Here is a 14,248-nt window from a genome sequence, read left to right as displayed (position 1 = left end):
TATGCAACATTCACCACTTGACCCTGAGATTAGTATCCGTCACATCAAACGTAATATACACGAGAGACCAACAAAATTTTATGAAGATGGAATGGTTTCTTTTTTCACATCTTGAAGACCTCGAAGCATACGAAGAACGACTTCAAGCCACTCCTCCGTTTTCTTGCCTTTTGTTTGGACAGAAATAATCAGCTTGCTGCCTTCCATGCCAAGACCGATATCACGTCCATATTGACTGCCAAGCTCAAATAATTTTTGACCATCGATGTCGCTGCTTGCTTTTTCATCGAGAGTGAGTCTGACAATGCCTTTCTCCATCTTGATCAACTCGACACGTTCCTGCACAGCGTACACCTTCATCGTCGCAATCGTGAACAAATCAGCCACTTCTTGCGGATATTCTCCGAATCGGTCAATCATTTCATCTTGAAGCTCTTTCCGCTCTTCTATTGATCCAATCGCTCTAAACTGTTTATACATCTCGATCTTTTGTTTGCCATCAGAAATATAGCTATCTGGAATGTAGGCATCAATTTGGAGATCAATTTCCGGCTCAAATTTTTCTTGAGCAGTCGTATCGCCTCTTCTTTCTTCAATGGCTTCTTTCAGCATTTGAGAGTAAAGGTCGAATCCAACAGAATCAATAAATCCATGCTGCTGTGCACCAAGTAAATTTCCTGCTCCTCGAATCGTTAAGTCACGCATCGCAATCTTAAAGCCTGACCCAAGCTCGGTGAATTCTTTAATAGCTTGAAGTCTTTTCTCAGCTACTTCAGAAAGCACTTTATCTTTTCGATAAGTGAAATAAGCATAGGCCACACGATTCGAGCGCCCAACTCGTCCTCTTAACTGGTACAGCTGCGAAAGCCCCATTTTATCAGCATCGTGAACAATGAGCGTGTTCACATTTGGTATGTCTACGCCCGTTTCGATAATGGTTGTACTGACAAGTACATCCGATTCACCTTCTAGGAAATTAATCATCACGGATTCAAGCTCGTTCTCACTCATTTTCCCATGTGCGTAGCTTACTTTTGCGTCTGGAACAAGCATCGAGATTTCATCTGCTTTTCGTTCAATATCCTCCACTCGGTTATAAAGGAAGTACACTTGACCGCCTCTTGCCAGTTCTCGCTCAATGGCTTCTCTAACTAACGCACCATTGTACTCGACAACATAGGTTTGAACTGGGAAACGGTTCTCAGGTGGCGTTTCAATAACAGATAAGTCACGTACGCCAAGCATCGACATATGAAGCGTACGAGGAATTGGCGTTGCCGTTAACGTCAGCACATCAATATTGGCTTTCATTTGTTTAATTTTCTCTTTATGCGTCACACCGAAGCGCTGCTCTTCATCGATAATTAACAGTCCTAAATCCTTGTACACAATGTCTTTTGAAAGAAGACGATGCGTCCCAATGACCATATCAATCGTTCCGTTTTTCAGCCCTTTTAAGGTTTCTGTTGTTTCTTTTCGTGTACGGAAGCGGCTAAGCTGAGCGATTTTAACAGGATAGTCTTGGAATCTGTCCATAATCGTGTCAAAATGCTGCTGCGCTAAGATCGTTGTTGGTACAAGCAGTGCCACCTGCTTCCCGTCAGCAATGGCTTTGAAGGCCGCTCGAATCGCCACCTCTGTTTTTCCATAGCCCACATCTCCACAAAGCAGACGATCCATCGGGCGCTCCCGCTCCATGTCTTGCTTGATTTCATGAATCGAGCGAATTTGATCGTCTGTTTCTTGGTAAGGGAATGCAGATTCAAACTGGCGCTGCATCTCATGGTCAGGCGAGAAGGCATACCCTTTGCTTGCTTCACGTTCTGCGTACAGCTTAATTAGATCATCTGCAATGTCCTGCACAGATGATTCTACTTTTTTCTTCACGCGCTTCCAGTCGCTACCGCCTAGTTTGTATAGCTTTGGTTCTTTTCCTTCTGACCCAACATACTTCTGCACCTGATCAATTTGTTCAACAGGGACATAAAGCTTATCGCTTCCTTGATAATGAATATTTAAATAATCTTTATGAATGCCGCCAATTTCAAGCGTTTCAATTCCTAAATACTTACCGATCCCGTGGTTAATGTGCACCACATAATCGCCCACTTGCAGCTCTGAATAGCTTTTGATTCGCTCTGCGTTCGTCAGCTTTTGCTTACGTGCCTGCTTCTTCACACGTTTCTTGAAAAGTTCACCCTCTGTAATGACAGCAATTTTGGATAAAGGCAGTTCAAAACCGGTTTGCAGCTCACCTTGTAAAATATATACTTGCCCGCTGACAAGCTCAGCATCAGGTTTAGCAAGAGCTGCTTCAATGTCATAATCATGCAAGACAGATGACAGCTTCTCTGTCCGCTCTTCATCCGCACCTAAAAAGACAACCGTATAATTCTGCTTTTTGTAGCGTTCAATTTCACTTGCAAGCACATTCATCTGCCCATGGAAATTCTGCATTTGCTTACTAGATACATTGACGATATTTTGCGGATTGGTCTGCTGAACATGTCTCAAAAATAAGGAATAATAAAGAATCGATCTCGATTGCTGATTGAACAGCTCTTGAAATGGGAAGGAAAGGGCTAGATCATGCAGGATATTCCCTTCTTCCAGCAGACTAATTGTCCAATCTGCTTCTTCCTGTTCAAGCTGTTCTTCCATCTCCTGAATTCTGCTGATTTCATCTAGAATGATTATCGTATCCTGCGATGTATAATCTAGCAAACTAGCAGGCTTTTCATAGAAATAGGACAGATACTTCGTCATTTCTTGTGTCACAATACCTTCTAGCAGCTTCTCACGATCAGCAGAAATATTCTGATGGAGCAGTTCTTTTTGTTTATCCGAGTTGAATTTCTTTAAGCTACTGGCAAGACCTTCGTCAAGCTGTTCAATCGCTCTCACTCGTTCAGGCCCTCTTACAATCAGCTCTTTCGCCGGGCCAATCTTGATTTCTTGAAGTGTTTCCAATGAACGCTGCGTGTCAGAGTGGAAGGACCGAATAGAATCCACTTCTGTATCAAACAGCTCAATACGGATCGGGTGGTCTTCCGTTAACGCATAAATGTCAATGATTCCTCCGCGCACACTAAAGTCTCCGGGCGCAGCGACCATGGACGTCCGGTCATAACCGATTTGCACGAGTTGTTTTGAAAACGCCTCCAAATCAATTTCTTCACCAACCTTTAAATGGATCTGACTCTCCTTCCAGAGCTCTACAGGAGGAAGCATTCTACGCACTGCAGCTGCTGGGGTCACGACAATCGGATTTTCTCCATTCGCGAGACGATTCAATACATCAAGACGCTGCGCTCTAAGCTCCGGGCTTGCCACAGCAATTTCAGATGCAATGAGTTCATTGACAGGATAAAGAAGGACTGAGCGATCTGGCATCACACTTGCTAGATCATCTGTGACCTTCTGCGCTTGATATAAGTTGTGTGTCACAATAAACATCGGCCGCTTTAATTCGTCTGATATGGCGGCTGTAAATAAAGATCTGACGGAGCCTGATAGTCCGGCGAGCAGTTGTTCTTTTAAACCTTCCTTTAGCCCATTAAAAATGGACTGAAAATCATCACTTTGTTTGATAAATGATTGTATATTTTTCATTTGGCTCCTCCTCCCTGCTTGTTTAAAACAGAAAAACGCTTTGGTCTATTATCTACACCAAAGCTTTTTATTGAATAAAGGTATGATACTGATGGTAATCAGGATTTCTTTCGAGCGCCTCTTGGCAATCCTCACAAATGGTTTGTACATGTAAATCACCATTTTCCCTATAAGAAATCATATCGTTTCTTTCCTCATTTGTTAAGTGATGAAATCCAAGTGCTTCACTTTGGACAGCGGATTCATCTAGACTGCCAACCTTTACACCACAGTGCCGGCAGTAATAGTGCAAAGCCATACGTGATCCTCCCATGCTGAGATTTTATGATCAGTATGTGCTTTGCTTATCATTCTTATACCTTCTTGTTAAAATCATTCATCACTTCTAAAAATGGCTTTGTTAAAGCCGCTTCACAAGCTTCAACAGATGATTGAATAGCAGATGAGATATCAGGCTGTTCTTCCTCTGAGAAGCGTCCTAGTACGTAATCGACGACCTTCATGCCGTTTTGTGGACGGCCAATGCCGATACGAAATCGGTCAAACTCTGGTGAACCTAAATGCTGAATCAACGATTTGATTCCGTTATGTCCGCCTGCACTTCCTTTAGTACGCAAACGAATCCGGCCCGTTGGCAAATCAAGATCATCATAGATGACCTTCAAATGTTCAAGGGGAATATCATAGTAATCCATCAGCGGACGCACACATTCCCCTGATAAGTTCATATATGTAAGAGGCTTCACAAGTAGAACCTTTTGCCCCGAAACAAACCCAGTTCCATATTGTCCATGGAATTTTGATTGATTTAATGGGATGTCCCATTTTTTTGATAGTTCATCTATTGTCATAAACCCGACGTTATGTCTTGTTTTTTCATATTCTTTTCCTGGATTACCCAATCCAACGAACGCAATCATGAAACCAATAACCTCCTTTGTCGCACATGCACACGCCTAAAAAATGAGCCAATGTGATTGCCTCATGCAAAACGTATGAATTCTTTTCATTCTAGCACAAAAGACGTAACCGCGGGAGGGTTACGTCTCTAATTGACCAGTTATTCTTCGCTGTCATCTTTTTCTTTAATGGCCTCAGGCTCTTGCGTTTCCTCTTCACTATCTGGCTCTGGAACCTCTGATTGCTGAGGCGGTAAGATCGAAGCAACAACTTCTTCTGGATCATTATTAATTTGATACGTAGACTGAACAGACAGATCACCAACTGTTAGTACGTCATTTACTTCTAAGTTTGTAATATCAGCTTCAATATTTTGCGGGATATCCTTTGGTTTCGCTGTAATGGATAGCTCAAATAGTGGCTGCTGAAGCACACCGCCATCCTTTACACCTTTGGATTCGCCAATGAGTTGTACAGGTACATCTGCGTCAATTTCTCGCTGTAAGTCGACCACTTGGAAATCAGCGTGGACAAGCTCATTTTTCAACGGATCTGTTTGCAGTTCTGTTACCATCACAGATTTTGTTTCACCGCCAACGTCTAATGTGATGATTGTGTTTTTTCCTTCATCACGTAATGTCTTTAATAAATCAATACTGTCTAATGAAACAGCCAGGTTGTCTGTATTTTTTCCGTATATGACACCAGGAACGTGTCCTGAATGACGGATTTTTTGCAGTGTGGAACGTTTGAAATCAGTTCTTTTATTTGCTTTTAAAGTTGCCATATTCAGCACCATCCTATTTCTTTTTTGTCACTACTTTCATAAATACCCATAACTGAATCATTTTAAACATGTTTGCCTTTCATTTATCACAGCAAAAAGACCCCAAGCTGATGCCTAGGGCCTTTTTCAATCAGAAAATTAGCTGAAAAGGTAGCTCACAGATTCTTCTTCATGTACACGGATGATGGCTTCTGCAAGCAAAGGCCCAACTGAAAGCGGAATGAATTTTCCAACTTTCTTGTCATCTGTTAAGTGAATACTGTTTGTCACAACTAATTCTTTAATTTTAGAGTTTGTAATACGTTCTACTGCTGGTCCAGACAATACCGGGTGAGTACAACAAGCATAGACTTCAGCCGCTCCATTTTCCACAAGTGCATTTGCAGCAAGTGTAATCGTACCAGCTGTATCAATGATATCATCGATGAGAATCGCCGTTTTGCCTTCAATGTTCCCAATGATGTTCATCACTTCAGCCACGTTCGGCTTCGGACGACGTTTGTCGATAATTGCGATTGGTGCTTTCAGGCGGTCCGCCATTTTGCGCGCACGCGTAACACCACCGTGGTCAGGAGACACAACAACGATATCATTCAAGTTTTTCTGTTCAAAATAGTTTGTTAAGATTGGCACAGCCATTAAGTTATCGATTGGAATATCAAAGAAACCTTGGATTTGCGGCGCATGAAGGTCAAGTGCAATGACACGTGTAGCACCTGCTGTTTCAAGTAAGTTCGCAAAAAGCTTCGCCGTGATTGGCTCACGAGGTTTCGCCTTACGATCTTGACGTGCATATCCGTAATAAGGGATCACAATATTGACCGTTTTCGCAGAAGCGCGTTTTAGTGCATCTACCATAATGAGTAGCTCCATAATGTGCTCATTGACTGGCGCACTAGTAGATTGAATAACATAACAATCACAGCCACGGATACTTTCTTCAATATTGATTTGGACTTCACCGTCACTAAAACGTTTAACAGAGCTCTTTCCTACATCAACTCCGATACGATCGGCAATTTCTTTGGCAAGTTCAGGGTTTGAATTCAAAGAGAATATCTTTAAATTCGCATCAGCATAACGATTAGACATGGTAAACCTCCGGGTATTTGGATTATTTTTTATGAATATTTTTCACATAATCTTCTTTATTAACTTGTCTTGCTCTAGCAATAGACAATGCATCCTGCGGTACATCTTCTGTAACCGTTGAACCGGCTGCAACATATGCCCCTTTTCCGACAGTGACTGGTGCAACGAGATTTGAATTACAGCCAATAAATGCGCCATCTTCAATCTTCGTTAAGAATTTGTTCTTCCCATCATAATTAACTGTAATAGATCCACAACCAAGGTTTACATCCGCTCCGACCTCTGCATCTCCAATATAGCTGAGATGAGACGCTTTGCTTCGGTCACCGAAAACTGTTTTCTTGATTTCGACAAAATTCCCGATCTTCACTTCATCGCCAATTTTCGACAATGGGCGAATATGAGCAAACGGTCCAATTGTCACATCTACCCCAACTTCACTATCGCAGACAACAGACTGCTTAATGACTGTCCGATCTCCAATTACGCTATCAACAATTTCAGTGTTCGGACCGATTGTGGCATCTGCACCAATCTTTACATTCCCTTTGATGACCGTCCCAGGATAAATCATTGTATCTTCACCGATGACTGCATCGGGCGAGATATACGTGTTCTCAGGATCAATCAAGGTTACACCATTCTTCATATGCTGATGATTAATACGTCGCTTCATGAATTGCTCTGCTTGTGATAGAGCGATACGATCATTGACTCCAAGTGTTTCTTCAAAATGTGGTGTTTGATACGCTGCAACCGTCTGTCCTTCATTCTTTAGAATTTCAATGACATCCGGCAAATAGTATTCACCTTGTGCATTTTCATTTGACACTTGCTCAATCACACGGAAGAGATCTTCATTTGAAAAGCAATAGGTTCCAGTATTAATTTCATTCACTTGACGTTCAGCATCATTTGCATCTTTATGCTCGACGATTTTTACTACAGCACCTGTTTCATCACGAATAATACGTCCATAACCTGTTGGATCATCCGCGTGTGCTGTCAAAATCGTCACTTTCGCTTGTTGTTTTTGATGCTCGCTTAACATGGCTTCCATTGTTTCCGCTGTCAATAATGGTGTATCTCCACAAATGACAATGGTTGTTCCCTTTTCCTGCGCAAGGAACGATTTGGCTTGTTTGACGGCATGTGCTGTTCCCAGCTGTTCTTCTTGAAGTGCATATTCACTTCTGTCCCCAAGCTGCTTCTTGACGTCCTCTGCTCCATGACCGACAATCGTCACAAGCTTGGCTAAAGATAGCTTTAACGCTTGATCTGCCACATGCTCGACCATTGGCTTTCCGCAAACTGGATGAAGTACTTTGTATAACTTTGACTTCATTCTTGTTCCTTTTCCCGCTGCTAAAATCACTGCGAACCGCTTATCCATTGATTGGCCTCCAATATCCCTATTATCCATAGAAAAATATATCCTAAATAAGGACTGATTTCAAGGATACAAGAGGAAGTGCATTAATTTTCTAATGAACGGGAGACATAAGGAACAAGAGGAAAAACGCAAAAAAGACAGCATTTAAAAGAAAACATTCATTTTCTCTTAAAGCTGTCTTTTTAGGTTCACATATCTTTAAGAAGCTCCAGCTTCTTCATATTCAATTGTCTCTTCCTCTTCGCCTAAGCGATGATACTCATTTAAAACAGCATCTTGGATTTTACCCCGAGTGCTTGAATTAATTGGATGTGCAATGTCGCGAAACTCTCCATCAGGCGTACGTTTGCTAGGCATTGCAACAAACAAGCCATTGTTTCCATCAATCACACGAATATCATGAACAACAAATTCGTGGTCCAGCGTGATGGATGCAATCGCCCTCATGCGACCATCGGTATTCACGCGGCGTAATCTTACGTCAGTAACTTCCACAGTAGTTCACCACCTTTTCCCAATATAAAAGCATTAATTAGGTATTCAACGATTGTGGTGATTCTCCTGCTCTTTTTTTAAACTTTTTTTGAAATATCGGGATATTTATACATTTTTTGTCATTTTAATGACGACGCTTACATCGGTTGCGTGAAAAAAGACATCATGACGATGCCTTTTCATACATATAATGAAACCAAACGGTCTCCAAAGAGATGGCCTGTTTATTTCACTAATGCCACAACTTCAATTTCTACAAGTGCATCTTTTGGAAGTCTGGCTACTTCTACACATGAACGAGCTGGCTTATGTGTATGGAAGTATTCACCGTACACTTCATTCACTTCAGCGAATTGTTCCATATCTTTAATGAAAACCGTTGCTTTCACGACTGTTTCAAAGGAAGCACCCGCTGCTTCAAGGACGGCTTTAAGATTATGAAACACTTGATGTGTTTGTTCTTTAATATCTCCATTCACAAAATCTCCAGCTGGCGTTAACGGAATCTGCCCTGAGCTGTAAAACATGTTATTGACGATAATCCCTTGAGAGTAAGGTCCAATGGCTGCTGGCGCGTTTTTGGTTTGAACAACTTTTGTCATATCAATCTCTCCCATTCAAATACATGTTTGATCAAAGCTTAAGCTTTCGAATGAAAAAACTCGTGGAAATTACCTTCATTAATCTCAATGATTTTCTGCTTCATATCAATGGTTGAAAGCTTTAAAAGTGATACATATTCATCGACAAGACGTTCATCTACGCCTTCATCTTCTAATAAAACACCGATCCCTGCAACATTTGCATTAAATTCCTCTAGAAGATTCATCATGCCATTAATGGTTCCGCCTGCTTTCATAAAGTCATCAATAATCAACACATTGGATCCTTTATCTAAGCTCCGCTTTGCAAGTGACATGGTTTGAATTCGGTTAGAAGAACCTGATGCATAATTAATACTCACAGTTGATCCTTCAGTTACCTTATTATCTTTTCTAACGATCACAACAGGCACATTTAAATAACCTGCAACAGAATAGGCAATCGGAATACCTTTCGTCGCAACAGTCATGACAACATCAATCGGTCGATCCGAAAAAATGGTCGCAAAAAGCTTACCGATTTTCGCAAGAATCGATGGATTGCCTAAAACATCAGTTAAATATAAATAACCGCCAGGAAGCACACGTTCAGGAGTTGATAATGCCTCTCCGATATCGTTGACGACTTCGTCTGCTTCTTTCAGATGAATCTTTGGAATATATTTCACTCCGCCAGCAGCGCCAGGTACAGTAAGTAAAGTCCCTATTCCCTGCTGTTCGAAGGTCTGTTTGATAATCGTTAAGTCTTCACTAATAGAGGACTTCGCAGATTGATATCGCTCTGCAAAAAAAGTTAAAGGTACTAGTACGTGCGGGTGGGTTAACAAATAATTTGTTAAGTCCACCAATCTGCCGCTTCGACGAAACTTCATGAACTTACCCCCAGAACCCGAATAATTTATGAATAATATAACTTAATATACGGATTTAATCAAGGGTATTTTGTTCGCCGATCATGCGGACAGCGTAAACCTGATCACAAAATCCTCTCAGTCCGTTATATATTCTTTGTACCTTCGATTCATATTGAATCAAGCCAAATACAGTTGGCCCGCTGCCGCTCATTAATACAGCATCTGCTCCGAAACGTTTCATCTGTCTCTTAATCATATCGACTTCCGGATACATCTTTAATGTCACAGATTCCAACACGTTACCGAGTGAGCCGCACATCTCTTTATAATCTTTCGCTTCAATTGCTTCAATCATACACTGTACATTTGGGTGTTCTACTTTGCTTGCGTCATATTGTCTGTAGACCTCAGCTGTAGATACCCCAATCACCGGCTTCGCTAAAATCACCCAGCAATGCGGCGGTGTCGCAATATGCTTTAGTTTCTCTCCACGTCCTGTCGCTAGCGCTGTCCCTCCGTGTACACAAAAAGAGACATCTGAGCCGATCTCCGCTCCAAGCTCAGCTAGTTCATCTAACGTGAGATTTAACTTCCACAAACGGTTTAAGCCGCGAAGCGCTGCTGCGGCATCACTGCTGCCTCCAGCTAAACCTGCTGCGACGGGAATTGCTTTTGTGATGACAATCGATACGCCTTTTTGAATACCGAATCTTGTTTTTAATAATTTAGCCGCCTGATAAGCCAAATTCCGTTGATCGTCTGGCACAAAACGATTATGAGATGATACACGGATTTCGTCTTTGTCCAGCTCCGTCAGCTCTAGTCGATCTGCAAGATCTATTGTTGTCATCACCATCTCCACTTCGTGATATCCATCCGGTCTTTTTCCATGAACATCAAGTGAGAGATTAATTTTTGCCGGTGCTTTTTCTAAAATACGCAAACATTTCACCTACTTCTCCATCTAAACATAAGTATCAATATTGTATCACATTTGATGGATCTGATGAATATTGGCTTTTGCCCCCAGCACACTCACTTTTTCAAGCAAAAAAGACCAGAGACACCCGAGGTATCCCTGATCATTTCTTTATCGGTGATTCTCTTCTTGAGCCATGTGCTGTTGAGCTAATTCAATGGCACGTTTGACCATATTTCCTGCGTCACGCGCACGAATCTCTCCCCAGCCTCCATTTTTGACGGTATCATAAAATCCAAGATCCTTCGCCAGCTCGTATTTGAACTCATCTGACATGATGCCTCGGCGTCTACCCAAACGAAACAGCCCCTTTGGTCGAGAATTCGAATCATTGCCACTCATTCGTGGCTTTCTTATTTTGCATCGATTCCCGCCTTTTACCCCTTTCAAATAATGGACAGCCTCCCATACAGAAAAAAGGCAAAACAAAAAGCAGTAAACAAAAAGTTCACTGCCCATTAATAGGCGACTGAGCTAGCGGTATCATCGAACGTTAATTCGACCGTCTCAGTCAGTATATCTGCATAACTGTAAGAAACTCTTTCAAACGAATTCTCATCTTGATCTAATTGAATCACAAAAACAGAAGGGTACGTTTCAGCTAAAATGCCCGAACGCTCAATTGTTTTTCGGCGGCCTCCGTTAGCCTTTAACGTCAAACGTTTACCTAAGTTACCATCAAGCGATCTTTTGATGTCGGACAAAGTCTTCGCCATTGCATCCACCTCACTGAGATAATTATACAACAACGGCCCATTTTTGTCAAATAAAAATTAAATTATATCAACCAACACGAGCCATTGTCAACAAAATAATTTTGACAAACTTCTACCTTTTCTCCTCCCTATTTTTCTCAAATTCCGGTGAATTATGTATTCATATGAAATTTCTTTTTGAGCATAAAAAAAACCAGACTGAAATCAGTCGGGTTATGTCGATTCATGGTCTCTTTTATATGGCATACCTACCCTTAAAACACCCCTTGTTTCAATCCCTCCGAGACCTTTTTCTCTCGTCAGCGTATTTCGGAGCACATCCCACACGTTGATTCGATCTACAAATGGAGTGAAGCTGATCTTGGCAACAATATAGACGGGGTCAAGTGCATGAATGTTGACACGTGAGGGTGAGCTTGCAAAATTAGCACCTGCTTGAATTAATGATTCAAAATGAGATTGGCAGGCACCTGCAAAGATCACGAGCTGATCTAAATGCGGAACCTTCCTTCTTGCCTTTTGAACCGTTTCAACGAAATGACGAGAATGACGATATGCACCGATATCGTGTACACCGCCCTTTTGTTTAGAATACGCATCATGTCCTGTGATGACCAAAATATCAGGTCGGTATTGATCAATTAATGAATCAATCATGCTTGGCATTTTCTTCTCGTGGCAATGCACACCATACACAGGTACACCGATTCTTTCATATACATCTAAGCATTTCTTTAAGTATGAAGCATCTCCATCTAAATGCAGAACCTTTCCGGGCATATGAAAATACTGCTCCTGATGCTGATATTGTCCAGACGTATAATACTCTTGTTTTTCACGAAGCAGCTGATAATCTTGCCTGAGTAAGTCGAGCGATTCGTTAATTTTCCGTTCATCGTCCTTCTCTCTTGTCAGCTGCTCCTCTTTTTGAATCAAGACCAAATCTGACATCTTCGCATCGGCGATCAGCCTCACTTCATTCCCATGCAAAATGGCGGTGGCTTCGTGCTGGTCTGTCTCATCAATTCGAATGATACGAAACATAATATCCATCTGATAGGATGCCCTCGTCACCATATCTCCTATTTGAAATTGCATGCTTTTCACTCCACAATCAGGCTCTTATCCTGTTGGTATCGTCTTACGCTACACTTGTTCTTCTTTCAGGTGTGTTGTTCTTTCTAGCCTATGCCTGAACAGGTGAAGTGGTGAAAACCAAAAGAAAAAAGCCCTTATGAAAGAGCTTTGTCTTCTTTTCAGCGTGATAGAAAACCTTTGCAGTCTAGGATGGACGAGTACTGACGCGGAGCGAATTTGACATTCGTGAGCACCAGCGCGCAGGACTGACACCGAATGCGAGGGTTTGTCTACACGTTGAAAAGCCCTTATGAAAGGGCTTTGTGTAAAACATTGGACAAACGGGCAAATTCATCGATTGACAATGATTCACCGCGGCGTTTCCCATCAACCTCAGCTGTTACAAGGGCTTCTTCAATGATGGCTTTATGTTTCTTGCCATCTGGCAGATTGTTCATCAAGTTATTCATCAATGTCTTCCGGCGCTGGCCAAAACTCGCACGAATCAGTTGAAAGAAAAACGCATCATTGTCTACTGAGACCGCAGGCGTTTCACGAACAGTTAGTTTGATTACCGCTGAATCCACATTTGGTTGTGGGACGAAAACCGTTTTCGGCACAACCATGACCGTCTTCGCTTCTGTATAAAATTGCACTGCAATCGACAAAGAGTTGTATTCTTTTGATGAAGGAACAGCAGCCATGCGATCTGCTACTTCTTTTTGCAGCATGACAACGATGCCTTTCAATGGAAGGTTTTCTTCAAGCAATTTCATAATAATTGGTGTCGTCACATAATAAGGAAGGTTTGCTACGACCATTACTTCTTTACAGTCAGCAAACTGTTCTTCAATCACCTTTCTTACATCTGCTTTTAATACGTCTTGATGAATAATGGTGACATTATCATATGGAGAAAGCGTATCGTTTAAAATCGGCAATAGGCGCTGGTCGATTTCAAAAGCCGTGACTTTCTTTGCCCGTTTGGCGAGCTGTTCAGTCAACGCACCGATACCAGGGCCAATTTCAATCACACCGGTCTCATCCGTTATCTCTGCATGATCGACAATGCGATCTAAAATATTCGTATCAATTAAAAAGTTTTGCCCTAAGCTCTTTTTAAAAGAGAAACCGTACTTCTTCAGTATTTCCTTCGTTCTGATGGGCGTCGCAATATCTTTATTCATCGGCTTCCTCCTGCATGACGGTCTTTAAGGCCGCAATAAAATCCTCTTTCGTTATTTGGAACATGTGAAGACGCTTTTGCAGCTGCTTCGCATTTGTATATCCTATATTTAAAAGCACACCTAATCGTTCGCGGCGGCGTTTTGATGCTTCGCCTCCGATAAGGCCTGCGTCAAATAAATCGTCTAACGTAATCTCGCTTTCTGATTCTTCCATTTCCTCATGGACATGTGCAAGGCATTCTCGAATACTATCCAAGGAAGCATGCTCGACACCAATTCCTTTGTCCCGCTTCGCTTTCGCAAGGTGTTTTGGTAAAAAGGCGTGCTTACAGCCAGGGACAGCCTCTGCGATGGTTTTACGGATCTTTTCCCCAGGGAAATCAGGATCAGTTAAAATGATAACCCCCCTCGTCTCCTGAGCAAGACGCACTTGTTGAATGACTGTATCGCCAATGGCAGATCCATTCGTTTCAATCGTATCTGCATCAACTGCCATTTTTACTCTAGCAGTGTCGTCACGCCCCTCCACCACAATGATTTCTTTGATTTTCATG

Annotated in this window: 15 protein-coding genes; all 15 read right to left on the bottom strand. The window is 41.9% G+C overall.

The annotated features are described in order from the left end of the window. Positions 1-78 precede the first annotated feature (78 nt). Positions 79-3,612 carry a transcription-repair coupling factor gene (mfd, locus tag MHI58_RS00345; RefSeq protein WP_019743557.1) on the bottom strand — a complete coding sequence of 1,178 codons (3,534 nt, stop codon included), beginning with the start codon at positions 3,610-3,612 and terminating at the stop codon, positions 79-81. A gap of 67 nt (positions 3,613-3,679) precedes the next feature. Then, on the bottom strand, positions 3,680-3,910 hold the full coding sequence (locus MHI58_RS00340) for an anti-sigma-F factor Fin family protein (RefSeq protein WP_003217967.1): 231 nt from the start codon (positions 3,908-3,910) through the stop codon (positions 3,680-3,682). Between the two features lie 55 nt (positions 3,911-3,965). After that, positions 3,966-4,532 (bottom strand): aminoacyl-tRNA hydrolase, encoded by a 567-nt coding sequence (gene pth, locus MHI58_RS00335; protein WP_024719358.1) that lies wholly within the window; start codon positions 4,530-4,532, stop codon positions 3,966-3,968. A 140-nt stretch (positions 4,533-4,672) separates the two neighbouring features. Then, positions 4,673-5,299 carry a 50S ribosomal protein L25/general stress protein Ctc gene (locus MHI58_RS00330; RefSeq protein ID WP_008341853.1) on the bottom strand — a complete coding sequence of 209 codons (627 nt, stop codon included), beginning with the start codon at positions 5,297-5,299 and terminating at the stop codon, positions 4,673-4,675. A gap of 138 nt (positions 5,300-5,437) precedes the next feature. Next, on the bottom strand, positions 5,438-6,391 hold the full coding sequence (locus MHI58_RS00325) for a ribose-phosphate diphosphokinase (protein ID WP_003217907.1): 954 nt from the start codon (positions 6,389-6,391) through the stop codon (positions 5,438-5,440). A gap of 22 nt (positions 6,392-6,413) precedes the next feature. After that, positions 6,414-7,784, bottom strand: a complete 1,371-nt coding sequence (glmU, locus tag MHI58_RS00320; RefSeq protein ID WP_045035090.1) for a bifunctional UDP-N-acetylglucosamine diphosphorylase/glucosamine-1-phosphate N-acetyltransferase GlmU — start codon at positions 7,782-7,784, stop codon at positions 6,414-6,416. Positions 7,785-7,982: 198 nt separating this feature from the next. After that, positions 7,983-8,279, bottom strand: coding sequence for a septation regulator SpoVG (gene spoVG, locus MHI58_RS00315; RefSeq protein ID WP_008357439.1), 297 nt, complete (start codon positions 8,277-8,279; stop codon positions 7,983-7,985). Between the two features lie 224 nt (positions 8,280-8,503). Next, positions 8,504-8,881: a 2-iminobutanoate/2-iminopropanoate deaminase gene (gene ridA / locus MHI58_RS00310; RefSeq protein WP_008341860.1), complete on the bottom strand. Its 378-nt coding sequence runs from the start codon at positions 8,879-8,881 to the stop codon at positions 8,504-8,506. A 38-nt stretch (positions 8,882-8,919) separates the two neighbouring features. After that, complete coding sequence (gene purR / locus MHI58_RS00305) at positions 8,920-9,753, bottom strand: pur operon repressor (protein WP_007496210.1); 834 nt, start codon at positions 9,751-9,753, stop codon at positions 8,920-8,922. A 55-nt stretch (positions 9,754-9,808) separates the two neighbouring features. Then, positions 9,809-10,678, bottom strand: coding sequence for a 4-(cytidine 5'-diphospho)-2-C-methyl-D-erythritol kinase (ispE, locus tag MHI58_RS00300; RefSeq protein WP_045035089.1), 870 nt, complete (start codon positions 10,676-10,678; stop codon positions 9,809-9,811). Positions 10,679-10,825: 147 nt separating this feature from the next. Continuing rightward, positions 10,826-11,011: a small, acid-soluble spore protein, alpha/beta type gene (locus MHI58_RS00295; RefSeq protein WP_045035101.1), complete on the bottom strand. Its 186-nt coding sequence runs from the start codon at positions 11,009-11,011 to the stop codon at positions 10,826-10,828. A 161-nt stretch (positions 11,012-11,172) separates the two neighbouring features. Then, positions 11,173-11,430: a biofilm formation stimulator Veg gene (gene veg / locus MHI58_RS00290; protein WP_003217979.1), complete on the bottom strand. Its 258-nt coding sequence runs from the start codon at positions 11,428-11,430 to the stop codon at positions 11,173-11,175. Between the two features lie 213 nt (positions 11,431-11,643). Continuing rightward, entirely contained in the window at positions 11,644-12,528 is an 885-nt protein-coding gene (gene yabG / locus MHI58_RS00285) for a sporulation peptidase YabG (RefSeq protein WP_007496216.1), read from the bottom strand. Positions 12,529-12,815: 287 nt separating this feature from the next. Further along, positions 12,816-13,694 (bottom strand): 16S rRNA (adenine(1518)-N(6)/adenine(1519)-N(6))-dimethyltransferase RsmA, encoded by an 879-nt coding sequence (gene rsmA / locus MHI58_RS00280; RefSeq protein WP_045035088.1) that lies wholly within the window; start codon positions 13,692-13,694, stop codon positions 12,816-12,818. Further along, a complete protein-coding gene (rnmV, locus tag MHI58_RS00275) occupies positions 13,687-14,247 on the bottom strand; it encodes a ribonuclease M5 (RefSeq protein WP_008341876.1) in 561 nt (186 codons plus the stop codon). Before rnmV ends, rsmA begins: the two co-directional genes overlap by 8 nt. Between the last annotated feature and the right edge of the window lies 1 nt (position 14,248).

Origin of the sequence: Bacillus sp. FSL K6-2869 (assembly GCF_040869405.1) — a bacterium.
Taxonomy (GTDB): Bacteria; Bacillota; Bacilli; order Bacillales; family Bacillaceae; genus Bacillus; species Bacillus altitudinis.
Note: the sequence above shows the minus strand (reverse complement) of the source record. Positions and strands in the feature narration are given on the sequence as shown.